Annotated in this window: 26 protein-coding genes; 15 read left to right on the top strand and 11 right to left on the bottom strand. The window is 54.5% G+C overall.

Translation table 11 applies throughout. The features are described from left to right. Positions 1-240: 240 nt before the first annotated feature. Positions 241-987, top strand: a complete 747-nt coding sequence (locus GA0061070_RS11835) for a MipA/OmpV family protein (protein WP_090136346.1) — start codon at positions 241-243, stop codon at positions 985-987. 91 nt (positions 988-1,078) lie between these two features. After that, positions 1,079-1,936 (top strand): aldo/keto reductase, encoded by an 858-nt coding sequence (locus tag GA0061070_RS11830; RefSeq protein ID WP_090136345.1) that lies wholly within the window; start codon positions 1,079-1,081, stop codon positions 1,934-1,936. Positions 1,937-1,980: 44 nt separating this feature from the next. Here GA0061070_RS11830 and GA0061070_RS11825 read toward each other — a convergent pair whose 3' ends face one another. Beyond that, positions 1,981-2,865, bottom strand: coding sequence for a D-hexose-6-phosphate mutarotase (locus GA0061070_RS11825; RefSeq protein WP_090136344.1), 885 nt, complete (start codon positions 2,863-2,865; stop codon positions 1,981-1,983). A gap of 76 nt (positions 2,866-2,941) precedes the next feature. Continuing rightward, entirely contained in the window at positions 2,942-3,937 is a 996-nt protein-coding gene (gapA, locus tag GA0061070_RS11820; protein WP_017456513.1) for a glyceraldehyde-3-phosphate dehydrogenase, read from the bottom strand. A 343-nt stretch (positions 3,938-4,280) separates the two neighbouring features. Here gapA and msrB point away from each other — a divergent pair, with 343 nt between their 5' ends. Continuing rightward, entirely contained in the window at positions 4,281-4,694 is a 414-nt protein-coding gene (gene msrB / locus GA0061070_RS11815; protein WP_090136343.1) for a peptide-methionine (R)-S-oxide reductase MsrB, read from the top strand. 38 nt (positions 4,695-4,732) lie between these two features. Continuing rightward, positions 4,733-5,008: a YeaC family protein gene (locus GA0061070_RS11810; RefSeq protein ID WP_090136342.1), complete on the top strand. Its 276-nt coding sequence runs from the start codon at positions 4,733-4,735 to the stop codon at positions 5,006-5,008. A 90-nt stretch (positions 5,009-5,098) separates the two neighbouring features. Here the strand turns inward: GA0061070_RS11810 and pncA are convergent, their stop codons facing one another. From pncA to sppA, 3 genes are all read right to left on the bottom strand, one after another. Beyond that, positions 5,099-5,740, bottom strand: a complete 642-nt coding sequence (pncA, locus tag GA0061070_RS11805) for a bifunctional nicotinamidase/pyrazinamidase (RefSeq protein WP_090136341.1) — start codon at positions 5,738-5,740, stop codon at positions 5,099-5,101. A gap of 10 nt (positions 5,741-5,750) precedes the next feature. Next, positions 5,751-6,767: an asparaginase gene (gene ansA / locus GA0061070_RS11800; RefSeq protein WP_090136340.1), complete on the bottom strand. Its 1,017-nt coding sequence runs from the start codon at positions 6,765-6,767 to the stop codon at positions 5,751-5,753. Positions 6,768-6,828: 61 nt separating this feature from the next. After that, positions 6,829-8,682: a signal peptide peptidase SppA gene (sppA, locus tag GA0061070_RS11795; protein WP_090136339.1), complete on the bottom strand. Its 1,854-nt coding sequence runs from the start codon at positions 8,680-8,682 to the stop codon at positions 6,829-6,831. 162 nt (positions 8,683-8,844) lie between these two features. Here sppA and GA0061070_RS11790 point away from each other — a divergent pair, with 162 nt between their 5' ends. Beyond that, positions 8,845-9,396: an NAD(P)H nitroreductase gene (locus tag GA0061070_RS11790; protein ID WP_090136338.1), complete on the top strand. Its 552-nt coding sequence runs from the start codon at positions 8,845-8,847 to the stop codon at positions 9,394-9,396. A gap of 64 nt (positions 9,397-9,460) precedes the next feature. Here GA0061070_RS11790 and phoC read toward each other — a convergent pair whose 3' ends face one another. After that, positions 9,461-10,207 (bottom strand): acid phosphatase PhoC, encoded by a 747-nt coding sequence (phoC, locus tag GA0061070_RS11785; protein WP_090136337.1) that lies wholly within the window; start codon positions 10,205-10,207, stop codon positions 9,461-9,463. A 280-nt stretch (positions 10,208-10,487) separates the two neighbouring features. Here phoC and selD point away from each other — a divergent pair, with 280 nt between their 5' ends. Next, complete coding sequence (gene selD / locus GA0061070_RS11780; protein WP_090136336.1) at positions 10,488-11,531, top strand: selenide, water dikinase SelD; 1,044 nt, start codon at positions 10,488-10,490, stop codon at positions 11,529-11,531. A gap of 3 nt (positions 11,532-11,534) precedes the next feature. Continuing rightward, the gene (locus tag GA0061070_RS11775) at positions 11,535-13,484 is read left to right on the top strand and encodes a DNA topoisomerase III (RefSeq protein ID WP_090136335.1); all 1,950 of its coding nucleotides are present in this window, start codon (positions 11,535-11,537) and stop codon (positions 13,482-13,484) included. 46 nt (positions 13,485-13,530) lie between these two features. On the opposite strand, the gene gdhA is transcribed toward GA0061070_RS11775, so the two are convergent. Next, on the bottom strand, positions 13,531-14,874 hold the full coding sequence (gene gdhA / locus GA0061070_RS11770; protein ID WP_090136334.1) for an NADP-specific glutamate dehydrogenase: 1,344 nt from the start codon (positions 14,872-14,874) through the stop codon (positions 13,531-13,533). Positions 14,875-15,107: 233 nt separating this feature from the next. On the opposite strand from gdhA, the gene GA0061070_RS11765 reads away from it, so the two are divergent. Further along, positions 15,108-15,395 (top strand): DUF1496 domain-containing protein, encoded by a 288-nt coding sequence (locus GA0061070_RS11765; RefSeq protein ID WP_090136333.1) that lies wholly within the window; start codon positions 15,108-15,110, stop codon positions 15,393-15,395. On the opposite strand, the gene GA0061070_RS11760 is transcribed toward GA0061070_RS11765, so the two are convergent. The 3 genes from GA0061070_RS11760 to xthA are packed head-to-tail and all read right to left on the bottom strand — an operon-like array spanning position 15,361 to position 17,435. After that, positions 15,361-15,777 carry a pyrimidine (deoxy)nucleoside triphosphate diphosphatase gene (locus tag GA0061070_RS11760; protein ID WP_090136332.1) on the bottom strand — a complete coding sequence of 139 codons (417 nt, stop codon included), beginning with the start codon at positions 15,775-15,777 and terminating at the stop codon, positions 15,361-15,363. The genes GA0061070_RS11765 and GA0061070_RS11760 overlap by 35 nt on opposite strands. Continuing rightward, positions 15,755-16,624: a sulfurtransferase gene (locus GA0061070_RS11755; RefSeq protein ID WP_090136331.1), complete on the bottom strand. Its 870-nt coding sequence runs from the start codon at positions 16,622-16,624 to the stop codon at positions 15,755-15,757. The genes GA0061070_RS11760 and GA0061070_RS11755 overlap by 23 nt, the downstream gene beginning before the upstream one ends. A gap of 4 nt (positions 16,625-16,628) precedes the next feature. Beyond that, positions 16,629-17,435 (bottom strand): exodeoxyribonuclease III, encoded by an 807-nt coding sequence (gene xthA / locus GA0061070_RS11750; protein ID WP_090136330.1) that lies wholly within the window; start codon positions 17,433-17,435, stop codon positions 16,629-16,631. Positions 17,436-17,869: 434 nt separating this feature from the next. Here xthA and astC point away from each other — a divergent pair, with 434 nt between their 5' ends. The 7 genes from astC (at position 17,870) to ves (ending at position 25,556) form a co-directional block, all read left to right on the top strand. Then, entirely contained in the window at positions 17,870-19,090 is a 1,221-nt protein-coding gene (gene astC, locus GA0061070_RS11745) for a succinylornithine/acetylornithine transaminase (protein ID WP_090136355.1), read from the top strand. Next, positions 19,087-20,121, top strand: coding sequence for an arginine N-succinyltransferase (astA, locus tag GA0061070_RS11740; protein ID WP_090136329.1), 1,035 nt, complete (start codon positions 19,087-19,089; stop codon positions 20,119-20,121). The genes astC and astA overlap by 4 nt, the downstream gene beginning before the upstream one ends. Further along, entirely contained in the window at positions 20,118-21,596 is a 1,479-nt protein-coding gene (gene astD / locus GA0061070_RS11735) for a succinylglutamate-semialdehyde dehydrogenase (protein WP_090136328.1), read from the top strand. The genes astA and astD overlap by 4 nt, the downstream gene beginning before the upstream one ends. Beyond that, complete coding sequence (gene astB, locus GA0061070_RS11730) at positions 21,593-22,918, top strand: N-succinylarginine dihydrolase (RefSeq protein ID WP_090136327.1); 1,326 nt, start codon at positions 21,593-21,595, stop codon at positions 22,916-22,918. Before astD ends, astB begins: the two co-directional genes overlap by 4 nt. 11 nt (positions 22,919-22,929) lie before the next feature. Beyond that, on the top strand, positions 22,930-23,895 hold the full coding sequence (gene astE / locus GA0061070_RS11725; RefSeq protein ID WP_090136326.1) for a succinylglutamate desuccinylase: 966 nt from the start codon (positions 22,930-22,932) through the stop codon (positions 23,893-23,895). 313 nt (positions 23,896-24,208) lie between these two features. Then, the gene (spy, locus tag GA0061070_RS11720) at positions 24,209-24,688 is read left to right on the top strand and encodes an ATP-independent periplasmic protein-refolding chaperone Spy (protein WP_090136325.1); all 480 of its coding nucleotides are present in this window, start codon (positions 24,209-24,211) and stop codon (positions 24,686-24,688) included. Positions 24,689-24,998: 310 nt separating this feature from the next. Continuing rightward, complete coding sequence (gene ves / locus GA0061070_RS11715; protein WP_090136324.1) at positions 24,999-25,556, top strand: environmental stress-induced protein Ves; 558 nt, start codon at positions 24,999-25,001, stop codon at positions 25,554-25,556. On the opposite strand, the gene cho is transcribed toward ves, so the two are convergent. Continuing rightward, on the bottom strand, positions 25,553-26,416 hold the full coding sequence (gene cho / locus GA0061070_RS11710) for an excinuclease Cho (RefSeq protein WP_090136323.1): 864 nt from the start codon (positions 26,414-26,416) through the stop codon (positions 25,553-25,555). The two genes, ves and cho, sit on opposite strands and share 4 nt — an antisense overlap. Positions 26,417-26,484: the final 68 nt, after the last annotated feature.

The raw sequence follows: 26,484 nt of genomic DNA, 5'->3' as shown, positions 1-26,484 counted from the left end.
AGAATGATGAGTGTTGCCGTGTAACAGTATGTACAGCGCGTTATTTATCCGCAGTCATTACACCGCAGTTTTGCTGAGCAGGGCGAGGGCGGCAGTGTTTGGCCGCACAGGATACATCAAGTAAGGCGCTTTGAACAATTAGCGCCTTTTTTGTCATGTTCAGGTAAAAAAATTTGGGCAGGATGTCGTAGGAGGTTAAACTTTTAGCGCCAATTATTTGACTACAGGAAAGGAAGGACTGTGACCAAACTCAAACTCCTGGCACTGGGTGTGCTGACTGCTGGTTCCGCCTTTGCGGCGAATGCAGAAAATACCTTTTCCCTGGGCGCTGGTGTGGGCGTCGTGGAAATGCCGTACAAACAGTATGACAGGGATGTACTGCCTATTCCGGTGTTCACCTATGAAGGCGATGATTTCTGGTTTCGTGGCATCGGTGGCGGCTACTATCTGTGGAATGATAAGGCGGATAAACTATCGATTACGGCCTATTACTCGCCTTGGCGGTTTAAACCAAAAGACAGTAATAATAATCAGTTACGCCAATTGGATCGCCGTAATGCGACCGTGATGGCGGGGCTGTCGTATATTCATAACACGCCGTATGGTTTTCTGCGCACCTCGCTTGCTGGCGATGTGCTGGATAACAGTAATGGCATCACCGGGGATGCCGCGTGGTTGTACACATACCATAACGGCGGTCTGATGGTGACGCCGGGAATTGGCGTCGAGTGGAATAGCAACAACCAGAATGATTACTATTATGGCGTCTCGGCTTCTGAAGCGCGTCGCAGCGGTTTAAACAGCTACGATCCCGGTAGCAGTTTGAACCCGTATCTTGAGCTGAGTGTCAACTACCGCCTGACCGATAGCTGGAGTATCTACGGCAGTGGTCGCTATACCCATTTGTCGAGTGAAATTAAAGACAGTCCAATGGTGGATAAGTCCTGGACTGGCTTGTTATTCACGGGTGTGACCTACCGCTTCTGATTGTGCATTTGAATAGCGCAATCTGTGCATCAAAACAGGGCCTTTGGCCCTGTTTTGTTTTACGGTGGTGCATTTATCGCAGGGGGAGAAAATGGCAGAGAAAAACATCGTTTTTACCGATAACGCAACGCTACCCGCGATCGGCCAGGGCACATGGTATATGGGTGAAAATTCACGTGCGCGACCTAAAGAAGTGGATGCGATCCGGGCGGGCATAGATCTGGGGCTGACGTTGATCGATACCGCTGAAATGTACGCGGAAGGTGGCGCTGAAGAGGTGGTCGGCGAAGCACTACAGGGCGGTTTGCGCGATAAGGTGTTTTTGGTCTCCAAAGTCTATCCGTGGAATGCAGCCGGTAAAAAAGCGATTGCGGCCTGTGAAGCGAGCTTACGTCGCCTGAAAACCGATGTACTCGATCTCTATCTGCTGCACTGGCGCGGCAACTACTCGCTTGCCGAAACTGTCGAGGTGATGGAAACGCTGATGCAGCAGGGTAAAATCCGTCGCTGGGGTGTCTCTAACCTCGATTACAGCGATATGCAGGAACTTTCACGCATCAGCGGCGGCAAAGCCTGTGCTACCGATCAGGTGCTGTATCATCTCGGTTCCCGTGGGATTGAATTCGATTTACTGCCCTGGTGCCAGCAACAGGCAATGCCTGTTATGGCGTATTGTCCGCTGGCGCAGGCCGGGCGTCTGCGAGAGGGTTTACTGGAAAGCAGTGTGGTGAAGGATCTCGCCCATGCGCACCGCGCCAGCACGGCGCAAATTCTGCTGGCTTGGGTCATCAGTCATAAGGGAGTGATGGCAATTCCCAAAGCGGCGAGCGTGGCGCATGTCGAGGAAAATGCGGCAGCGTCGAAAATCGTACTCAGTGCAGATGATTTGGCGCGACTCGATAACGCGTTTCCGGCACCCAACCGTAAAACGCCGCTCGATGTTGTGTAATAACGCGCTTTAACCCTCTCCTGCGGGAGAGGGTAGGCAGTGGATCAGCGTTTAACCACGCGGATGTTCTGTGCAAGGCGGGACGGTTTTTCGGCAGTCGCTTTTTGCGCGATGGTGGCATTGACCGATTCCACACAGACAAAGGTTTTATAGCCATCGTCCGGCATGTCGGCCATGCTGACGGAGAGAGCCGGGCCCGGGTTCCAGGCCACCACGTTGGCGTTATGGCTGTGGGTTACTTCAATCGTGCGGTTCAGCGCGCCATCATGAATCAGGCTGCAACCTTCAGCGTTCAGATAGACGCGATCGGTACGATCCGGGAAGGTCTGTACGCCATCGGCCAGCACATCTTCTTTTGCGTCATTCACTTTATCGATAAAGCGATCGCCCAGCCCGCTCACTTTCACCGCGGCGATATCACCAACGTTGAAGTAGGTGTGCAGGGCAGAGGTAGTTTCAAACTCACCGTGGGCTTCCAGCTCAATTTCACAGGTCGCGCCAAGTTTATAGCGTGCATACAGGGTAAAGTCATGCGGCCAGAATTTGCGCGAGGCATCGCTGCTTTGCAGTTCAAAAGTCAGCACCACTCCGTTTGCATCTTCATTATGCGCTTTCAGCGTCCACGGCAGATTGCGTGCAAAACCGTGTGCAGGTAACCCTTGCTGTTTTGCCGGGCCAAACCAGGGCCAGCACACCGGAATACCGCCACGGATTGCGATGCCATTTTTAAACGGGGTGTTGCCGCTCAGCCACAAAACTTCCTGTTCGCTCTGCGGTTTCCAGCAGAGCAGATGTGCGCCCTGTAAGGTAAAGGCAGCTTTAACCTGCGGATGTTCAACGACTAACACATCCAGTTCGTCCATTTTACGGCGAGTAAGCGTTGGGGTAATTTTTTCGAGTACCGGAAGTGCAAAAATTTTTGTAATCATTAACGCAATCCTCTGTCTTGAAAACAAAAAAAAGAGCGACCGAAGTCGCTCTTTCAGATCATGTTCTCATCTCAACTTATTTGGAGATGTGAGCGATCAGGTCCAGAACTTTGTTGGAGTAGCCGGTTTCGTTGTCGTACCAGGAAACCAGTTTCACGAAGTTGTCGTTCAGTGCGATACCTGCTTTAGCATCGAACACGGAAGTGCAAACTTCACCGTTGAAATCGGTAGATACAACGTCATCTTCGGTGTAACCCAGAACGCCTTTCATCGGGCCTTCAGAAGCGGCTTTGATGGCTTTCTTGATTTCTTCGTAAGATGCTGCTTTTTCCAGACGAACGGTCAGGTCAACAACAGATACGTTCGGAGTCGGAACGCGGAATGCCATGCCAGTCAGTTTGCCGTTCAGTTCCGGCAGTACTTTACCTACAGCTTTAGCTGCACCGGTAGAGGACGGGATGATGTTCTGGGATGCGCCGCGGCCGCCGCGCCAGTCTTTATGAGACGGGCCGTCAACGGTTTTCTGAGTTGCGGTGGTCGCGTGAACAGTGGTCATCAGACCTTCGATGATACCGAAGTTGTCGTTGATAACTTTAGCCAGCGGAGCCAGGCAGTTAGTGGTGCAGGATGCGTTAGAAACGATGTCCTGGCCAGCATATTTGTCAAAGTTCGCGCCACGAACAAACATCGGAGTGTTGTCTTTAGACGGACCAGTCAGCACGACTTTTTTCGCGCCAGCAGTGATGTGCTTACGAGCAGTTTCATCGGTCAGGAAGATACCGGTAGCTTCAGCAACAACGTCAACGCCGATTTCGTTCCATTTCAGGTTAGCCGGATCTTTCTCAGCAGTAACACGGATGGTTTTACCGTTAACAACCAGGTGGCCGTCTTTTACTTCTACGGTACCGTTGAAACGGCCGTGAGTAGAGTCATATTTCAGCATGTACGCCATGTATTCAGCGTCCAACAGATCGTTAATACCAACGATTTCGATGTCAGAACGTTCCTGAGCAGCACGGAAAACAATGCGACCGATACGGCCAAAACCGTTGATACCTACTTTGATAGTCATATATTCCACCAGCTATTTGTTAGTGAATAAAAGGTTGGCTGTAAAATTACAAAAACCGTACGCAGCGTCAAGCGGAATCGTGTCAATCATTGCGACAAATCAATCCTCCGCATAACCTTTGTTCGACTGACTCGCCTCACTCTTCCTTTGAGCATCCTCCCCATATGGAGGCGCCGCGTGGGATTTTAAAGGGCAGGCAGGATAAAAACGTGAAACCTGTCACAATTACCTGGCTGCTTTATCGCAACTACTAAGTTTAGAACAAAATTTAGCACCCTGGTGTTAATGTTTTGTTAGAATCGTTGGAAGAAATGGTCTTACTTTTACCGCGAGATGTGTGCATATGCCGAAGAATTCCTCCGAAGACGACCTGAGAAAAGATCTGACTGAAATGCAGTTTTACGTGACGCAAAATCATGGCACAGAACCCCCTTTCACTGGCCATCTGCTGCATAACAAACGTGATGGCGTTTACCATTGCCTGGTATGTGATGCTGCGCTGTTCAACTCCCAAACTAAGTATGATTCAGGCTGTGGCTGGCCGAGTTTTTTCGAACCGGTGAGCGAAGACGCGATCCGCTACATCAATGACAATTCCCACGGTATGCAGCGCATAGAAATTCGCTGCGGGAAATGTGATGCACATCTGGGCCATGTCTTCCCGGACGGCCCGCAGCCGACCGGGGAGCGTTATTGCGTGAACTCCGCCTCGCTGAGTTTCACGGATGATGAAGACGGTACCCGGACTCATGGTTGAAAAATCGATTCAGCTATTATTCCACGGAGATGACTAATATGGATCTCGAACAAATTGTTAACAGTATGACGCCGGAAATCTACCAGCGACTGGTAACGGCCGTTGAAGTAGGAAAATGGCCAGACGGCGTGGCGCTGACATCGGAGCAAAAAGAGAACAGCCTGCAACTAGTGATGTTATGGCAGGCGCGCAACAATACGCAGGCGCAGCACATGACCATCGACACCAACGGGCAGATGGTGATGAAAAGTAAGCAACAGTTGAAAGAGGATTTCGGCATTACGCCGAAGCCGATAGCAACGTTTAAGTCATAAGCGCCGCATGATGCCGGAGGGCGGCTTTGCCTTATCTGGCCTGTAAAATATAAGCCGGACAGGTGCTAGCCGCCGTCCGGCTCTTTCCCCTCAGGCGTGTGTTTCCTGCCAGTCCGCCAGTGTATAGAGCGTGGCACCTTCTACCGCCATCTCCATAAATGCCCGCGTGCTGTCCTGTGGCTGGATATTGACGCCCCGGCAGCCATCAGTGATCACGCTGACATCGTAGCCCAGTCGCAATGCATCCAGCACGCTGAATTTGACGCAGTAGTCAGTGGCCAGCCCCAGCACGATTAACTCGCGAATACCGTGCTGTTGCAGCCAGCCGTGCAGTGCCGTCGCTTTGCGGTGATCGTTATCGAAAAACGCGCTGTAACTGTCGATCCTCGGATCTTCACCTTTGCGAAACACTTCATCAATTGCCTGCTGATTCAGCAGCGGGTGTAGCGCCGCGCCGTCACTGTTCTGCACACAGTGATCCGGCCAGAAGGTTTGCGCTAAGCCGTCCAGTTCGCCGGTACTGAACGGGGCAACCCCGTGCTGGCTGGCAAAGCTGCCATGGTTGGCGGGGTGCCAGTCCTGGCTTGCCAGTACCGCATCGCCGCGTGATTTGCACCAGTCGATCAAGGTATTGGCGATATCCACGGTATTGTCACCTTCGGCTACGGCCAGCGCACCGCCAGCGCAAAAATCATTCTGGATATCGACCAACAGTAAAGCACGCTGCGTCATACAAACCTCCTCACTCATCCGGCGTTAATTCACCGCGCAGATTTTGCATCATGGCGGTACGTATAGCGTCCGCATCAAGCTGCTGGCTCAGCAGGTAGTGCAGTTTGGTCAGTGTGGCTTCGACGGTCATATCCGCGCCGCCAATTACCCCGGCGTGGGCGAGAGCGTTGCCGGTGGCGTAACCGCCCATATTCACCTTGCCAGACATACATTGCGTCAGATTGACCACCACAATGCCGCGTGCGCTGGCATCCTGTAAGGCTTTCAGGAACTCGCCATTTTGCGGCGCATTTCCCACACCATAGGAACGCAGAATTAATGCTTTTACCGGCTGAAGCAGGAAATTACGTACCACATCGGCGGAGATCCCCGGATAAATCGTCACTACGCCAATCGGTTGCGGGATAATAGGATGTACGATCAACTCTCCCACCGTGTGCGGCGCAGGCGGCGTATTGAGGCGGCGAATGTGAATACCGGCTTCCAGCAGCGGCGGCAGATTCGGCGAAGCGAAAGCATCAAAACCGTCCGCATGTGCTTTGGTGGTGCGGTTGCCGCGATAGAGACGATTGTTGAAGAACAGCGTCACTTCGTTAATCGGGAAGTTTGCCGCCACATACAGCGCGTTCAGCAGATTAATTTGCCCGTCGGAGCGAAGTTCGGCGAGCGGGATTTGTGACCCTGTCACAATTACTGGTTTGCCAAGATTTTCCAGCATAAACGACAGTGCTGACGCGGTGTACGCCATGGTGTCGGTGCCGTGCAGAATGACAAAACCGTCGTACTTGTCGTAATGCGCTTTTATATCGTCAGCAATATGCTGCCAGTCTTCCGGCGTCATATCGGAAGAGTCCATCAGCGGGGCATATTCGTGAATGGTGAAATCCGGCATCTCCGGGCGATGAAACTCCGGCATCAGCGCCAGTTGACGTTGCAGGTGGCCGGAAACCGGCACATAACCGTGTTCTGAGCGTTGCATACCAATGGTACCGCCGGTATAAGCAACGTAAATAGATTTTTTTTGCATGGTTTCGTTCTTGCCGCATCTAAAAAAATCCCCTCCGGTGGAGGGGACGTGTGAGGTGAGTTTAGCGGATATTGGCGCAGTTCAGACAGAGGGCGTAACGATTTTGTGGATCGTTAAACACTGCCAGTTTGTCCGTTTCGGCTTTTACTTCCTGCGCAGCACTGACCACCGGCGCAGGCAGGTAAGCCTGTAACGCCTGCGGCAGCATCGCGCGCACGGAACCAGTCATGCTGTCCATTACCCGATCAAAGAAGCCCGGTTCTTCTTCGTAGTAATCCACATGCCACTGCTTGAGTTTCGCCAGTTCCGCGGCTTTCGCCAGCGCATCGTCGAAATCGCCCAGTGCATCAACCAGACCGTTGTTTTTCGCATCCTGACCTGTCCAGACATGACCCTGGGCAATCTTATCGATTTGTTCAGGTGTGCTGTTACGTGACTGGGCGACCAGCGTGATAAAGCGCTTATAGCCGTTATCGATGCTCAGTTGCATCATCTGCTGAACTGCGTCAGGCAGCGCTTTGGTCATGCTGACATCCGCCAGTGGCGACGTAGCGACGCCGTCGGTATGCACGCCGATGGTATCGAGGCTGTTTTCCAGCGTATTGATCACGCCAAAAATACCAATCGAGCCGGTCAGGGTGCTGGCATTGGCGATGATGTAATTCGCCGGCGTCGAGATCCAGTAGCCGCCGGAGGCCGCCATGCCACCCATCGACACCACCACAGGTTTGCCGGCCGCTTTTGCTGCCGCCAGTTCAGATCGGATGATTTCGGAGGCGCTGACGCTGCCGCCAGGGCTGTTCACCCGCAGGACGATCGCTTTCACTTTTGGATCAAGACGCGCATCGCGGATCTGTGCGGCCGTGGTATCGCCGCCGACATTCCCCGCCGTTTCTTCGCCATCCATGATGGCCCCATTAGCGAAGATCACGGCAATGGTACCGCCGACGTCGCTCGGTTTCTTCGTCTGATAGTCATACATGCTGACGGCGCGGAAGTTTTTATCGTCGCTGCTCCAGCCAAACTGTTTGGTCATCGCTTTTTCGGCGTCGGCAGCGGAACCCAGCTCATCCACCAGCTTGTTGTCGAGCGCATATTTTGCCGTGTCGCCATCGGCTTTGCGCAGACCGTCCAGCATCGCCTGCGCGCCAGGGAAGACCTGTTGCGCCGTGATCTGGCGGTTTGCAGCAACGGTATTAAGGTAGTTTTGCCACAGCTCGTTGATCCAGCGGCTGTCTGCTTCGCGTGCGGCAGGAGACATATCGTCACGAATAAACGGTTCAACGGCAGATTTATACGTGCCGACGCGGAATACGTGCGTGGTGACTTTCAGTTTATCCAGCAGCGTCTTGTAGTAGAGGCCATTGGTGGCAAAACCGTGCAGATCCACTACACCCTGCGGCGATAGCCAGATCTTATTGGCGAAGCTGGCAAGGTAGTACTGGCCCTGGCTGTAGTTATCACCAATGGCGTAAATCGGTTTACCGCTGTCGCGGAACTCGCGCAGCGCTTTACCGATATACTGCATTGATGGTTGATCGGCGCCGGCGAAGTTTTTTAGATCTATCACAATACCGGTGATATTGCGATCATGCTGCGCCTGGCGAATGGTCTCAACAATATCAAACAGCGAATTCTCCTGCAGGCGATCGGAACTGGCGCCAAAGAACTGGCGGCCCAGTGCGCCCAAACGTCCGCTGGTTGACGTTTTATCGACCACCACGCCAGTGATATTCAGCAGTAATGCGCCGCGATTGCTGTGCTCGGTTTTGCTGTCGCTTACCTGCATCCAGATCCCGACGCCCACCAGAACCAGCAGGATAAAGAACAAATTCAACACCAGATTGCGGGTAAAGTTCAGCAACCGCCAGCTCCATCGAAAAAAACCGGCAATAAAACGCCAAAGTGTTCGCATGTATTCTCCCTGGTTTGTTTAGGCCACCGCTGCCCGCGCGGCGAAGTGTGGTTATCCTAATTACCCTGCCGCCTCTTGTCAGCAGGAATCGCCTGCGGCTCTGTAACAAATTCTACGTCCGTGTTAATTTTAAGAGTAAATTTCAATACAGGAGTTTAACTAATGGATGCACTTGAACTACTCGTCAACCGTCGTAGCGCGTCACGTCTGACGGAACCGGCACCAGCGGGTGAACAACTGGATAACATTCTGCGTGCCGGTATGCGCGCACCCGATCACGGTACGCTGCAACCGTGGCACTTTTTCGTTATTGAGGACGAAGGGCGCGAACGTTTAGGTAAGGTGCTGGAGCAAGGCGCGATTGCGGCGGGCCAGGATGAGAAGGGCATTGAAAAAGCGCGCACTTCACCGCTACGCGCGCCACTGATTATTACTGTGGTCGCTAAATGTGAAGTGGGTCATAAAGTACCGCAGTGGGAACAACTGCTTTCTGCTGGTTGCGCAGTGATGGCGATGCAGATGGCAGCGCTGGCACAGGGATTTAATGGTATCTGGCGTACCGGCCCGCTGACCGACAGCCCGCAGGTGCGTGAGGCGTTTACTTGCCGCGAGCAGGACAAAATCGTCGGATTTCTGTACCTTGGCACGCCGCAACTGAAAGCCTCCACCACCGTTACGGTTCCGAATATTGCTCCGTTCGTAACGCGTTTTTAATCACCGCATCTATTTTCGCAGGCCGGGTAAGCGTTAGCGCCATCCGGCCTGCCTTATGCATACGCTACTTATTCTTCGCGGCAAACTCCTCTTTGGCTTTCTGCAATTGCTGCTGGAATGCTGGGTTGGTGTGCAGCGTGGCGACAACGGCAGAACCGACGATCCGCGCGGCATCAACATCACTCTGCCAGTGGTAGCCGCAAATTACCCGGCTTTGCCCGAGATCGTAGCCACGTTTGAGGATCTGATCCTGTCGCTGCGGGTTAATTTCTGCGAGCACCAACGCTGTCGCCCAGCCAATCGAGGTGTGTCCGGAAGGATAAGAGCCGTTTTTCGACAATTCACCCTGCTCTTTGGTATTGCAGGTCGGCACACCATAGAAGGCAAACGGGCGGATGCGCATGTACTTCTGTTTGGCTCCGCGCGTCGCCAGATCGCCCGCATCCTCAATCATATTGGTCAGCAGTTTATGCAATTGCGGGGAATCTTTTTCAGTAATTGCTGAACCGAATGCCGTCGAGAAGGCATTGGCGACGCCGCCGCCGCTCAGATTAGCATCTTCCGCCGCCTGTTTACCGCGTTCAGTGTTGCGCAGCAGACGGCCTTGTTCATACAGCGCCTGATCGTTGAGAAACGCAATGCTGCCCACTTCCGGCGGTGGTGGCAGCAGTGCCAGACTGTCAATCGCCTGCGCATTTTTCAGGTAGTAGAGGTCTGGTTTTGTGGTGGCATCGTTGCCCGCCGGGACAAGCGCAAAGGCATTAATAGAGAACAAACTGGCAATGCAGAGGGTAAGTAAACGTCTTTTCATTAGTGGTTCCTTTAATTATCAATGACATCCTCAGGCGGAAAAGATAAGTAATATTTCTGTCATGCAACAGTAATAAATAAACTCACGGTTTGAGAAGTTGCTCTGCATCGCAAAATGGCTGTTGTATTGAATTCAGTGATGTTATGTGGCGACATACTCAGCAGCAAAATGCTGTTATTCGTTCGCTTAATGAGCAATAGCGCGTGAATTCAGACACGCAGACTTACCACCATGCCGTTTGGGCGCTACCATAACGGGGTTGCAATGACAGGAGATGTCCATGAGCGAGCAAGCCATTCGTTTAACGCAATACAGCCACGGAGCCGGTTGCGGTTGTAAAATTTCTCCCAAAGTGCTGGATACCATTCTGCACAGTGAGCAGGCAAAATTTCTCGACCCGAATCTGCTGGTCGGTAATGAGACGCGCGACGATGCTGCGGTTTATGATCTTGGTAACGGCACTTGCATTATCAGTACCACCGATTTTTTCATGCCGATTGTCGATAATCCGTTCGATTTTGGCCGTATTGCGGCTACCAACGCCATCAGCGATGTCTTCGCGATGGGGGGAAAACCGATCATGGCGATAGCCATCCTCGGCTGGCCGCTCGATAAACTGCCACCGGAAATTGCCCGCGAAGTGATCGACGGCGGACGTTTTGCCTGCCGGCAGGCGGGCATTGCGCTGGCGGGTGGTCACTCTATTGATGCGCCGGAGCCTATTTTTGGTCTCGCCGTTACCGGCGTAGTACCGACAGATCGTGTGAAGAAAAACAGCACTGCACAGGCGGGCTGCAAACTGTTCCTCACTAAACCGCTGGGCATTGGCGTATTAACCACCGCCGAGAAAAAATCACTGCTCAGGCCGGAGCATGTGGGTCTGGCAACGGAAGTGATGTGCCGGATGAATATTGCTGGCGCAGCCTTTGCGAATATCGGCGGCGTGCAAGCGATGACCGACGTTACTGGCTTTGGTCTGCTCGGCCATCTGAGTGAGATGTGCCAGGGCGCTGGCGTGCAGGCGCAGGTGAATTATCAGGCTGTGCCGAAACTGTCTGGCGTCGAAGAGTATATTGCCAAAGGCGCCGTGCCGGGTGGTACACAGCGTAACTTCGCCAGCTATGGTCATTTGATGGGTGAAATGCCAGCGTCTGTGCGCGATCTGTTGTGCGATCCGCAAACATCCGGCGGCCTGCTACTGGCGGTGTCGCCGGAAGCGGAAAACGAAGTGAAAGCCACGGCGGCAGAGTATGGTATTGAACTGAGCGCCATTGGCGAGTTGGTCAGCGCTCGCGGCGGTCGTCCAATGATCGAGATCCGTTAATTCATGCGGTTATTTATTGCCGAAAAGCCCAGTCTGGCCCGTGCCATTGCCGATGTACTACCCAAACCACATCGCAAAGGCGATGGTTATATTGAGTGCGGTAATGGTCAGGTGGTGACCTGGTGTATCGGTCACCTGCTGGAGCAGGCGCAGCCGGATGCCTACGACAACCGCTACGCCCGTTGGAATCTGGCGGATTTGCCGATTGTGCCGGAAAAATGGCAGCTGCAACCACGTCCGTCGGTGCTGAAACAGATCAATGTCATTAAACGCCTGCTCGCGGATGCCGAACAGGTGGTGCACGCCGGCGACCCGGATCGCGAAGGACAGTTGCTGGTAGACGAGGTGATCGACTACCTGCAACTGGCACCGGAAAAACGTCAACAGGTGCAACGCTGCCTGATTAACGATCTCAACCCGCAGGCGGTGGAGCGCGCGATCGAACGCCTGCGTGCCAACAGCGAGTTTATTCCGCTGTGCGTATCGGCGCTGGCCCGCGCCCGCGCCGACTGGCTATACGGTATCAACATGACCCGTGCTTATACGCTGCTGGGGCGCAATGCTGGTTATCAGGGTGTGCTCTCGGTCGGACGCGTACAGACGCCAGTGCTCGGGCTGGTGGTGCGCCGCGACGAAGAGATCGAAAACTTCGTGGCGAAAGATTTCTTTGAGGTGAAAGCGCATATTGTCACGCCTGCCGGGGAGCGCTTTACCGCCCTGTGGCAGCCGAGCGATGCCTGCGAGCCGTATCAGGATGAGGAAGGGCGTCTGCTGCATCGCCCGCTGACGGAACATGTGGTCAGCCGCATCACCGGCCAGCCAGCGCTTGTTACGGCGTATAACGACAAGCGCGAATCGGAGCTTGCTCCGCTGCCGTTTTCGCTTTCGGCGTTGCAGATTGAAGCGGCGAAACGCTACGGCCTCAGCGCGCAAAATGTGCTGGATATCTGCCAGAAGCTGTACGAAACCCACAAGCTGATTACCTATCCGCGTTCGGATTGCCGTTATCTGCCTGAAGAGCACTTTGCCGGGCGTCATGCCGTAATGAACGCGATTGGCTCGCATGCGCCGGATCTACTGCCGCAGCCGGTAGTCAACCCGGATACGCACAACCGCTGCTGGGATGACAAAAAGGTCGATGCGCACCACGCGATTATTCCGACTGCGCGGGCGTCGAAAGTAAATCTCAGCGATAACGAAGCCGGGGTTTATAACCTGATTGCCCGCCAGTATCTGATGCAGTTCTGCCCGGATGCAGTGTTCCGCAAATGCCAGATCGATCTGGATATCGCCAACGGCAAGTTTATCGCCAAAGCGCGTTTCCTGGCGGAAGCGGGCTGGCGAACGCTGTTGGGTTCGAAAGAGCGCGACGAGGAGAACGACGGCACGCCGTTGCCAGTGGTGGCGAAGGGTGATGAGCTGCTGTGCGAGAAGGGCGAAGTGGTGGCCCGTCAGACGCAGCCGCCGCGCCACTTTACCGATGCGACATTGTTGTCGGCAATGACCGGTATCGCCCGCTTTGTGCAGGATAAAGAGCTGAAAAAGATCCTGCGCGCCACAGACGGGTTGGGGACGGAAGCGACACGCGCCGGAATTATCGAACTGCTGTTTAAACGCAGTTTTCTGGTTAAAAAAGGGCGCTATATTCACGCCACCGAACCCGGACGGGCGCTAATCCATTCATTGCCGGAGATGGCGGCCAGACCGGATATGACGGCGCACTGGGAGTCGGTGCTGACGAAAATCAGCGAAAAAAAGTGCCGTTATCAGGACTTCATGCAGCCGCTGGTCAGTACGTTGCATGAACTGATCCACCAGGCGCGTAATACGCCGGTGCGTCAGTTCCGTGGGCTGGTGGCTCCAGGCAGCGAGAAGAAGAAGACGTTTGCCAAAGGGCGGAGTAAAAAACGCCCGCCATCAGCAGAGGCGGGCAGCGACGCAGTCGTTCCGTAAGCCTGATAAGCGAAGTGCCATCAGGCATTGCCAGACAGCGGCATAATTAAATCACACCCTGCGCCAGCATCGCGTCGGCGACTTTCACAAAACCGGCGATGTTGGCGCCGCGCACATAGTGCGTCTGTTTACCTTCACCGCCGTATTCGACGCAGGCCTGATGAATATCAAGCATGATGTGGTGCAGACGCGCATCCACTTTTTCCGCCTTCCAGCTTAAACGTGCGGCATTCTGCGCCATCTCCAGCCCGGATGTGGCTACGCCGCCCGCGTTGGCGGCTTTACCCGGTGCGAACAGCACGTCTGCTGCAAGGAACAGTTCGGTCGCCGCAATTGTGGTAGGCATATTCGCCCCCTCGGCCACCGCTTTAACGCCATTGGCAATCAGCACTCGTGCGGCATCCATATCCAGCTCATTCTGCGTAGCGCACGGCAGAGCGATATCCACGGGCACGGACCACGGTTGCTGGCCCTGTAGATAATGCAGGCCAAATTCCCGCGCATAGTCGGCGATCCGGCCATCGCGACTGGCTTTGATTTCACACAGCCGGGCCAGTTTTTCCGCCGTAAAACCGGCTTCATCAACGACAGTACCGCTGGAATCAGAAGCCGTGATCACGCGTGCGCCAAAGGACATTGCTTTTTCAATGGCGTACTGCGCCACATTGCCGGAACCGGAAACCGCCACGCGCATTCCTTCAAAACCAAGACCGTGGCGTTTCAGCATCGCTTCGGTGAAGTAAGCCAGTCCGTAGCCGGTGGCTTCCGGTCGTATCAAACTGCCACCGAACGATAATCCTTTTCCGGTGAAGACGCAGGCGGTGTTGTTGGAGAGTTTTTTCATCATCCCGGCCATAAAGCCGACTTCACGCGCGCCGACGCCGATATCACCCGCCGGAACGTCGGTATCCGCGCCAAGATGGCGGTACAGCTCGCCGATCAACGCCTGGCAAAAACGCATCACTTCACCCTCGCTTTTGCCTTTTGGATCGAAGTCGCTGCCGCCTTTGCCGCCACCCATCGGCAAGGTGGTCAGCGCATTTTTAAAGGTTTGCTCGAAACCGAGGAATTTCAAAATCGACAGATTCACCGACGGGTGAAAACGCATCCCGCCTTTGTAGGGACCAATGGCGGAGTTGAATTGCACGCGCCATGCGCGGTTGACCTGCACCTGGTTGTGGTCATTAACCCAGGCCACGCGAAACTGGATCACGCGTTCCGGCTCAACCAGCCGCTCCAGCAGTGAAAGCTGACGATAGCGCGGGTTAGCTTCAAGAAACGGCCAGAGGGTAGTCATCACTTCGCGCACGGCCTGGGCGAACTCTGGCTGGTGCGGATCGCGCTGCTGAACATAACCGAGAAAAGATTCAAGAGAGTGTGTCTGATCCATAGATATAAGTGTCTCTTATTTTTAGTGAATTTGTTGTGATGGTGATGCGCAAAAAATGGACGCTTTAGGACTATAACATTCATAAGGGTACATACCGGAAGCGAAAACACCTCACGGCAGGGAAATTAATAATGTATGTAATGTCATAATGAAAAACGATGACCGAGGAAACTAAAGCTGTGGGAAATAGATCCGTTATAGTAATACGTGGCGTCAATCAGAAAGGAAGAGTTATGGCCCGTTTATCGTGGATAGCAGCAGCGTTACTGGTGGCAGCAGCGGGCAGCGCGCTGGCCGAACGTTTACCCTCACCGGGAATTGAAGTGAATGTCCCTCCTGAAGTCTTTAGCTCCGGTGGGCAGACGCAAACTACGCAGCCGTGCATCCAGTGCTGCGTGTATGGTAATCAGAATTACAGTGAAGGCGCGGTGGTCAAAGCCGAGGGTGTGTTGTTACAGTGCCAGCGCGATGAACACGCGATTTCCACTAATCCGCTGGTCTGGCGTCGCGTGAAGCCATAAACGCTTCCAGCAGCGGGATATCCGCTGGCGCCAGCCTCTGCTTCAGGGCGTCCGCGGGTTTGCACCACAACAAGGCGCTGTGATAATGGCGGGCTGGCTCGCCATGAAAGGTAACAATATGCCACGCATGCAGATGGATCATCCGCCCGGATACTTCTCGCAAGTGGCTGGCAACATAACGTGCCGGCAGGGCATCAATACCCAGCTCCTCGCGCAGCTCACGCGTTAGCGCCTGCAGCTGCGTTTCACCGGCTTCCACTTTGCCGCCAGCAAACTCCCATAGCCCGGCTTGATCGGCGTGCGGCGGGCGCTGTGCCAGCAAAATTTTGCCATCGCGCTCGATGATCGCCGCGACCACCTCAACTGTTTTCTGGTTTGTCATCCGTCTGTTCCATTTTCTGCGGCTGGCTCCACTCGAACCAGCCGCCATCATACACGGCGATCTTCGGCCAGCCGAGCGCGCGGGCAAGCAAAAATGCCAGCGATGCGCGCCAGCCAGTGCCACAGTAAAAAATCACCTGTTTATCGCCAGTGATGTGCTGCTGCTGCCACAGCGCGGCAATCTCTTGCGGGGAGCGTACAGTACCATCCGGATGATGGTAATCAGCAATAAACTGGCTGTTGCCGCCAGCGTGTCCCCAGCGCGCCCCGGGAATATCGCCAGTGGGGGAAATATAGTGATAACCACTGGTGCCGCCGCTGAACTCACCCCAGGTGCGCACGCTAACCAACACGGTCTCTGGCTGTGCCATCAGTTGCCGGGTTTGCGCCATGTTAAGTAAAAAGTGGGGTTGTGAAGGGAGCGGCGCGCCGAAATCCTGCGGGGTGATGGCGGGCGGCAGCTCGATCGTTTGCCGCAGCCCTGCGCGTTGCCAGCTCTGCCAGCCGCCATTCAGCAGACGAATATCGTTAACGCCAGCGTACAGCAGGATTTGCGCCAGCCGTTCGGCAGCGTAGTTGCCACGGCCATAGAGAACGATGGTTATATCACTGCGTAAACCGTAACGGGACAGTACTGCACGCAGTATTTCGGGTGGTACCACATTCCACAACGGCAGGCTTTCGACAAGCTGGGTGTCAATGTAATACGCGCCGGGAATGTGGCCGGCGCGATAGGTTTGTTCGGCGTTATAGCCGACTTCCAGCAGCCGCCATGTTTCGGCTGGAGGATTGCGGTGCAGTAAATCGTCCAGCCACTGTGCGGTAACCCACGGATTGCCAGACGTCATGACATCAGACCTTAAATTTGGCCCATACCGGCGCGTGATCGGACGGTTTTTCCATGCTGCGAATGTCGTAATCAATCCCGGTTTCGATGCAGCGTTCGGCCAACGGCTGGCTCGCCAGCAGTAGATCGATACGCAGGCCACGATTATCATCAAAACCTTTGGAGCGGTAATCAAACCAGGAGAAGCGATCGTTGGTTTCCGGGTTTGCTTCGCGATAAGTATCCACCAGACCCCAGCCCTTCAGGCGTGCCATCCATTCACGCTCTTCCGGCAGGAACGAGCATTTCCCGGTGCGCAGCCAGCGTTTACGGTTCTCTTCGCCGATGCCGATATCCAGATCCGTTGGGCTGATATTCATATCGCCCATAATGAGCACCGGGTTCTCTTTTTTCAGCTCAGTTTCGAGGAAGGTTTGCAGATCCTGGTAGAACTTCTCTTTCGCCGGAAATTTCAGCGGGTGGTCGCGGCTTTCGCCCTGCGGAAAGTAGCCGTTAATCACGGTGATATTGCCGAGAGGCGACGGGATTTCCGCCATGATAATGCGACGCTGCGCCTCTTCGCCGTCGTTGGGAAAGCCGCGACGTACGGAAACCGGCGTACCTTTGGTCAAAAGCGCAACGCCGTAATGGCCTTTTTGCCCGTGATAAAAGACGTTGTAACCCAGACGTGCCACCTCTTCGAGCGGAAACATATCATCATGGACTTTTGTCTCCTGTAGACCGATCACGTCCGGCTGATGCTGCTCAACAAGCGCTTCCAGTTGATGAGGTCTGGCACGCAGGCCATTGATATTAAAAGAGACAAATTTCATAGTCGCCGCCACTTAGCAGTAAAAAGATGCACAGATGTTAGCAGAATTTACATTTAACCACCGCCACTTATTGATATTGCTGGCGCCGATGAGCAAAAAACGCACCAGCCGCCCTGGTTTGGTGCGCAATGCGCCGAAATGGGGCGGAACGCTAAAATTAATTTCGCTGATGATCACAGTTCAATAATTAAATATTCTTATTGCATAAACCCGCGCCTTCGATCGCCTATCACCTCGGCTGGATATGGAATTATTCACTTTTTATGCAATTTAGATGAATAGCGAAAGGTTGTAAGTTACTGATATTTCGTTTATCCAGGACGTTTATGCATTTTCATCGCTGGCTGGCACGAACTGTGCAATCTACATTTACAGCGAAAATTCTCATATTAATTAACATTTATTCAACTTTTAATTTACCGGATGAGGTCGCTATGTCTACGTCAATTACGCGTGAAAATTTTGATCAATGGATGTTGCCTGTTTACGCGCCAGCGCCTTTTATTCCGGTTCGCGGGGAAGGTTCGCGTTTATGGGATCAACAAGGCAACGAGTACATCGATTTTGCCGGGGGTATTGCGGTAAATGCGCTGGGTCACGCCCATCCTGCATTGTGCAAGGCACTGAGCGAGCAGGCGGCGAGGTTCTGGCATACCGGCAACGGCTACACCAATGAGCCGGTACTGAAGCTGGCGAAACAGTTACTGGATGCCACGTTTGCCGATCGTGCTTTCTTCTGTAACTCCGGTGCGGAGGCGAATGAAGCGGCGCTGAAATTGGCACGTAAATATGCCCACGACACTTTCGGCCCACAGAAAAGCGGTATTGTTGCTTTCAAAAATGCTTTCCACGGCCGCACGCTGTTTACCGTCAGCGCAGGCGGACAACCAGCCTACTCGCAGGACTTTGCGCCGCTACCGCCGCAGATCCAGCATGCGATTTACAACGATCTGGCTTCCGCCAGCGTACTGATCAATGACGACACCTGCGCGGTAATTGTTGAGCCAATGCAGGGTGAAGGCGGTGTGGTACCGGCTAATCAGGCCTTTTTACAGGGGCTGCGTGAGCTCTGTACCCGTCACAACGCAGTGCTGATTTTTGATGAAGTGCAAACCGGCGTCGGTCGCACTGGCGAACTGTATGCCTATATGCACTATGGTGTGACGCCGGATGTGCTGACCACCGCAAAAGCGCTGGGCGGCGGTTTCCCGATTGGCGCGATGCTCACCACTGAGACCTTCGGCAAAGTAATGAATGTGGGTACGCACGGTACGACCTACGGCGGTAATCCGCTGGCGGGTGCTGTTGCTGGCGCAGTGCTGGATATCGTCAATACGCCGGAAACGCTGGACGGTGTCAAACAGCGCCACCAGTGGTTTGTTGAGCAACTGATGGCGTTCAATGATCGTCATCCTTTGTTCAGTGACATTCGCGGCCTGGGGCTGCTAATTGGCTGCCAACTGGTGACGGAACATGCAGGAAAAGCGAAACAGATTTCGCAACTGGCGGCAGCGGAAGGGGTGATGGTGCTGATTGCCGGTGGTAACGTGGTGCGTTTTGCTCCGGCGCTGAATATCAGTGAAGAAGAGGTGCGCACTGGGCTTACACGCTTTACCCGCGCCTGTGAAAAATTCCTTGCGGAGAACATATCATGATGGTGATCCGTCCTGTCGCGGCAAGCGATCTACCGGCGTTGATGAAGCTGGCCGGGAAAACCGGCGGCGGGCTGACATCGTTACCTGCTGATGAAACGACACTCGCTGCGCGTATTGAACGCGCTCGCCGCACGTGGCAAGGGGAACTGCCGAAGGGTGAACAGGGCTATGTTTTTGTGCTGGAGGAGACGCAAAGCGGCGAAGTGGCTGGGATCTGCGCCATCGAAGTGGCGGTAGGGCTCAACGATCCCTGGTATAACTACCGTATGGGGACTCAGGTTCACGCCTCGAAAGAGTTGAAAGTCTACAACGCACGGCCGACGTTGTTCCTCAGTAACGATCACACCGGCAGCAGCGAGCTATGTACGCTGTTTCTCGATCCGGCCTGGCGCAAAGAGGGCAATGGCTATTTGCTGTCGAAGTCGCGCTTTATGTTTATGGCGGCCTTTCGCGATCGTTTTAACGAAAAAGTGGTGGCGGAGATGCGCGGTGTCATTGACGAGCATGGCTACTCACCGTTCTGGGAGAGCCTGGGAAAACGCTTCTTTTCGATGGAATTCAGTCGTGCTGATTATCTGTGCGGTACCGGACAGAAAGCGTTTATCGCCGAATTGATGCCCAAGCATCCTATCTATACCCACTTCCTCTCCGAAGAAGCGCAGGCGGTCATTGGCGAGGTGCATCCTCAGACCGCGCCTGCCCGCGTGGTGCTGGAGAAAGAGGGCTTTCGCTACCGCAATTATGTCGACATTTTTGATGGCGGACCGACACTGGAGTGCGATATTGACCGGGTGCGGGCGATCCGCAAAAGCCGACTGGTTACCGTGGCACAAGGGCAGCGCGCGCCGGGAGAGTGGCCAGCCTGCATGGTGGCGAATGAGCAATACGAGCAATTTAGAGTCATGCTTATCAAAGCAGATCCCAATACTGAGCGGCTGCTGCTAAGTGCTGCGGAACTGGATGCGCTGAAATGTCAGCCGGGCGATACCGTGCGGCTGGTTCGCCTTTGTGCCGAGGAGAAATCACAATGAGTTTATGGATCAATGGCGACTGGGTAACCGGTGAAGGTGAGCGCCGGGTGAAAAGTAATCCGGTAAGTCATGAAGCGCTGTGGCACGGTTTTGATGCCAGTGCCACACAGATAGAAGCGGCTTATCGGGCTGCGCGTAATACCTTTCCTGCATGGGCTCGCGAATCTTTTGCTGCGCGACAGGCTGTGGTGGAAAAATTCGCCAGCCTGCTGGAAGCCAATAAAGCCGCGCTGGCGGAAATCATTGCCCGTGAAACTGGAAAACCGCGCTGGGAAGCAGCGACCGAAGTGGCGGCCATGATCAATAAAGCCACCATTTCGGTGAAGTCTTATCACACGCGAACCGGCGAACAGCACACAGAAATGGCCGGCGGTGCGGCAACGCTGCGCCACCGTCCGCATGGTGTTCTGGCTGTTTTCGGACCATATAATTTTCCAGGCCACTTGCCGAACGGCCATATTATTCCGGCGCTGCTGGCGGGCAATACACTGCTGTTCAAACCGAGTGAATTGACGCCGTGGAGCGGCGAAGCGGTGGTTAAACTATGGGAGCAGGCTGGTCTGCCCGCCGGGGTGCTTAATTTAGTGCAGGGCGGACGTGAAACCGGGCAGGCGCTGAGTGCGCTGCCGGGGCTGGACGGTTTGCTGTTCACCGGTAGCGCCAATACCGGTTATCAATTGCATCGCCAGTTGGCTGGTCAACCAGAGAAGATCCTCGCACTGGAAATGGGCGGCAATAATCCGCTGATTGTCGAAGATCCTCAGGATATTGATGCCGCCGTGCATCTGGCGATCCAGTCCGCTTTTATTACCGCTGGCCAGCGCTGCACCTGCGCGCGACGTTTGCTGGTGAAACGCTCACCGGAGGGTGACGCTTTTCTTGCGCGGTTGGTGGAGGTGAGCGCGCGTCTCACGCCGCAGGCATGGGATGCAGAGCCGCAGCCGTTCCTTGGCGGTTTGATCTCCGCTCAGGCCGCGCAGCATGTGCTGCACGCGTGGCAGGCGCATGAAACGCGCGGCGGCAAAACCTTGCTGGCGCCACGTCTGCTGGAAGAAGGAACTTCACTGCTGACGCCGGGCATCATTGAGATGACCTGGGTTGCCGATGTTCCGGATGAAGAGGTGTTTGGCCCGCTGCTGTGCGTCTGGCGCTATGACGATTTCGATGAAGCGATCGCGCTGGCAAACAATACGCGTTACGGGCTCTCCTGTGGGTTGATCTCCCCGCAGCGCGAGAAGTTTGATCGGTTGTTGCTGGAAGCGCGCGCCGGGATTGTTAACTGGAACAAACCGCTGACGGGCGCGGCCAGCACCGCGCCATTCGGCGGTGTGGGTGCTTCCGGAAATCATCGCGCCAGTGCCTGGTATGCGGCAGATTACTGCGCATGGCCAATGGCGAGCCTTGAATCCGCCGCTCTGACCCTGCCGCAAACGCTCAGTCCGGGTCTCGATTTTTCCCGCGAGGAACAACCATGAAAGCGCGTGAAGTGAACTTTGACGGACTGGTCGGCCTGACGCACCACTATGCCGGGTTGTCGTTTGGCAATGAAGCATCGACCCGGCACCGTTTCCAGGTATCCAACCCTAAACTGGCAGCGAAGCAGGGGCTGCTGAAAATGAAGGCGCTAGCCGATGCCGGTTTCCCGCAGGCGGTGATCCCACCGCACGAGCGCCCGAATGTGCCGGTGTTGCGCCAGTTAGGATTTAGCGGCAGCGATGAGCAAGTGGTCGAAAAAGCCGCGGCTCAGGCACCACATATCCTCTCTTCTGCCAGCTCGGCGTCGGCGATGTGGGTTGCCAATGCCGCCACGGTTTGCCCTTCGGCGGACTCCGTGGATGGCAAAGTCCATCTGACAGTGGCGAATCTCAACAATAAATTCCATCGCGCGATTGAAGCGCCGACCACCGAAGCGCTGCTGCGGGCGATTTTCCGCGATGAAAAAACATTCAGCGTGCATTCGGCGCTACCGCAAGTGGCAATGCTGGGCGATGAAGGTGCTGCTAACCACAACCGCTTTAGCGGCGATTATGGCGATCCGGGCGTTCAGCTTTTTGTCTATGGGCGGGAAGAGGGCAGCATGCTCGCACCGACACGCTATCCGGCTCGGCAGACGCTGGAGGCCAGCCAGGCGGTGGCGCGCCTCAACCAGGTTCGCCCTTCGCAGGTATTGTACGCCAGGCAAAATCCCCAGGTCATCGATCAGGGCGTGTTCCATAATGATGTCATTGCCGTTTCTAATCGCCAGTTGCTGTTTTGCCATGAGCACGCCTTTGCCGCTCAAGCACAACTGCTGGCGGAGTTACGCCGTCGCATGCCGGGCTTTATGGCGATCGAAGTACCGCAGCAGGCGGTATCGGTTGCCGATGCGGTGTCGACATATCTGTTCAACAGTCAGCTACTGAGCCATGAAGATGGTCGTATGGTGCTGGTGTTGCCGCAGGAATCGCAGGAGCATGAAGGCGTCTGGCGTTATCTTAACCAGTTGCTGGCGCAGGATAACCCGATAAGTGAACTGAAGGTGTTCGACCTGCGTGAGAGTATGGCAAACGGCGGTGGCCCGGCGTGTTTGCGCTTGCGCATGGTGTTGACTGGGGCGGAGCAGCAGGCGGTAAATCCGGCGGTGATGATGAACGATACGTTGTTCGCTACGCTCAATGATTGGGTTGATCGCCACTATCGCGACTGCCTGACACAGGACGATCTTGCCGATCCGCAGTTGTTGCGGGAAGGGCGGGAAGCTCTGGACAGACTCACACAGTTGCTGAACCTCGGTTCTGTTTATCCCTTCCAGCGTTAACCGGAGGTCGTATGGAGAACTTTCTTGCCGCCACTTTATCGGGTGACATCCCGCGTAAAATGTCAGGGGAGTCGGGCGGTATTCACTGGCTGTGGCATGAACAAGGGATCCTTGAACTGGTGCCGCCGTACCCTACCGGACGCTCGCTGGTGCTCTCTTGCGCCATCCACGGCAATGAAACCGCGCCGGTGGAAATGCTGGATATCTTGCTGAAAAATCTGTTTTCCGGTACGCAGCCGCTTACATGGCGGCTGTTGGTTATCCTTGGCAACCCGCAGGCGCTGCGGGAAGGAAAGCGTTTTCTGCATAGCGATTTGAACCGCATGTTTGGTGGACGCTGGCGGCAACTCCCGCCCAGCGATGAAACGGTGCGTGCCGCGCAGCTTGAACGCGCGGTTACCCACTTTTTTGCTGGCGGTGATGAGGAACGCTGGCATCTCGATCTGCATACGGCGATTCGCGGGTCGTATCATGTGCGTTTCGGCGTGTTGCCGCAGCGCGCTCAGCCGTGGGATGAGCTGTTTCTGGAGTGGCTCGGCTCAGCAGGGCTGGAAGCGCTGGTGTTCCATCAGGCGCCGGGCGGCACGTTTACCCACTTCACGTGTGCGCAATTTGAGACACTGTCTTGTACGCTGGAGCTGGGTAAAGCGCTACCATTTGGCGAGAACGATCTCAGCCAGTTTCAGCGTACTGCCTGGGCGCTGGCGGCGCTACTGGCTGGTGAACCTGCACCGGACACGCAGAACGTGCCGGTGCGTTACCGGGTTGTGCAGCAACTGACGCGACACAGCGAGGCGTTTAAACTGTATATGTCAGCAGAAACACTGAACTTTACGCCTTTCAGCACCGGGACGCTGCTGGCGGAAGATCGCGGTGAACGCTACGTTGTGCAACATGATGAAGAGTATGTGCTATTTCCGAATCCAGGTGTCGCGATTGGTTTGCGCGCCGGATTGATGCTGGAAAAAATAAACTAATACATCAGCCCTGTTACCGCAGGGCTTATTTTTTAGTGCCTTTTTAAATAAATTACAGAAAAATCCTGGTGATTGGGTTTATTATTAATCACTATGACTTTATACTCTTAATAATTCACTATTAATCAATTAATTGATTATTTAATTCTCAACTCTCCACTGTTTTTCCTTATTTTCCTCACATTTGACGTAAAAAGGGTCTTTACACTTTCATTGTTTTACTGTCGCTCTGATTAATTGACGATAAAGACGGTAAAGTAAATGGCGTCAACACGGCTATTGCCGTAAGTAAAACCGAAATAAGGAATAAAATATGCGTAAATTGACTGCTCTGTTTGTTGCCTCTACCCTGGCTTTTGGCGCTGCTGGCCTCGCACACGCCGCCGACACAACGGCTGCTCCTGCTGATGGCAAACCGATGATGCACCGCACTGGTAAAGGTCTGCACGATATGATGTTCAGAGACCTGAATCTGACCGTTGCACAGAAACAGCAGATCCGGGAAATTATGAAAAGCCAGCGTGATGAGATGAAACGTCCGCAGGTTGAAGAGATGCGTGCAATGCATGACATTATCACCAGTGATAGCTTCGATAAAGCGAAAGCGGAAGCACAGATCGCGAAAATGGAAGAACAGCATAAAGCTGGCATGCTGAGACACATGGAAACGCAGAACAAAATTTACAACATCCTGACGCCGGAACAGAAAAAGCAGTTCAATGCGAATTTTGAGAAGCGTCTGACAGAACGTCCAGCACCGGAAGGTAAAATGCCTCCTGCACCTGCTGAATAATTCAGCACTCCCTATCAAGACCGCCAGTTTTGCCTATTTCATGCAGTACGTGATGGGCAGAACTGGCGGTTTTTTCTTTTCTTCCCTCTTGCCAGCCGCTCGTAGCGCGGTATTCTCGTGAGGCCCCTTTTCTCAGGGCGTGTTACTTATCTGAAATTTATAATTTTTTACATGTCTGGTTACGCTGTGGCCTAAGGCAAATTGTTGCTGCTGCCGATAATCCGACAACGACAATAAACAATAACAAGCTGCCACGCTGCCTGCTAAAGCAGCGGCGCGGATCTCATGACCGCGCCCTTCAGGAGTGATGATGGAATTCTTTGATATTCGCAAAATGCCGGTGAATCTCTGGCGTAATGGTGCGGGCGAGACCCGGGAGATTTGCTGTTTTCCGCCCGCCACCCGCGATTTTAACTGGCGCGTCAGTATCGCTTCATTGGCAAGTAATGGTGAGTTTCCGCAGTTCCCTGGTGTTGACCGTGTGATAACTCTACTGGAAGGTGGTGAAGTAACGCTGGATGGTGGTAGCGTTTTCCGCCACACCCTGAAACACCATCAGCCCTTTACCTTTGCCGGTGAACAGTCGGTGAAAGTGGAGTTGTCGGAGGGGAAAATGTCGATGGATTTCAATATCCTGACGCGTCGTGACCGTTGTCAGGCAAAAGTACGTATCGCCGATCGCACATTTACCACCTTCGGGGCGCGCGGCGGTGTGGTGTTTATTCTTAGTGGCGCGTGGCAACTTGGGGATAAACTGTTAACCGCCGATCAGGGCGCTTGTTGGCAGGAAGGGCGGCACACGCTACGGCTGTTGAAGCCAGAAGGGCAGTTGCTGTTCAGTGAGATCAACTGGCTGCCCGGGCATTAATCCAGGTTGATGATTTCATGCAAGCCGCTGAGCAGCGGCTTGCAGAGTATTTTGTAACCATCATGGTCGAAACCGGCTGGCGTGCGCAGCAGCGCGGTGGCCTCGCTCAGGGTGTTAACCGAACCCAGCCACAGCCAGTTGTGAATGATGTGGTATTGCGTCATCACGCCGAAACTCTCTTTCAATCCGACCGGCCCTTGCCAGGGCCAGCACACCAGCTTCATGCGCGCCATCGCCGCGGCGAAACGCGCATCGTGCGCTTCGCGTGGTTCTTTGCCGCAGCATGCGCCGGCGCAGCGTTGCAGCGCTGAGCGAAAGCAGGGACGACCGCGTGTGACCGACTCCAGCCCCAGCAGGCCGTAGCAGAGCTTTTCGTCATCGGCAATGGATTGCAGCGCCTGTAACGCGGCGCGGCGGTTGGCGAACAGCCCGTGGAGCTCCGGCGTGGTGGAAAAATCCACTTCGCGCGCATAAACCACCTGTGGTTTTTCGCCGCCCAGCAGTAGCGAGCAGAGCTGGCGATTGCGGCGCAGGCGTTTATTAAACAGCGGCTGCTGCTCTTTGATCAGCCGTGCTTCCAGCAGCAATGCGCCCAACTCTCCGGCGGTGCAGATCCAACTGATGCGCCTGGACTGGCGCAGCATCGAGGCTTCATCCGGGGTGCGCATATGCGACAGCACCCGGCTGCGGATATTGACGCTTTTGCCGATATACAGTGGCATCGCCTCGCTTTCGCCATGAAAAATATAGACGCCAGGGTGCTTTGGCATGGCCTCCAGCCACTGGCGCAAATGTTCGGGGTATTCATAAATTGCCGCTGCGTCAAACTCGAGACGCGGGGCTGATTGACGCCTTGCCACTCAGAAACTCCTGATACTGTTTACCTATCCAGTATAACAATTAACGGCAGGTTAAAAAAGTGGCAACC

The organism is Kosakonia oryziphila, from assembly GCF_900094795.1.
Taxonomy (GTDB): domain Bacteria; phylum Pseudomonadota; class Gammaproteobacteria; order Enterobacterales; family Enterobacteriaceae; genus Kosakonia; species Kosakonia oryziphila.
This window is presented reverse-complemented; position numbering and strand designations above follow the sequence as displayed.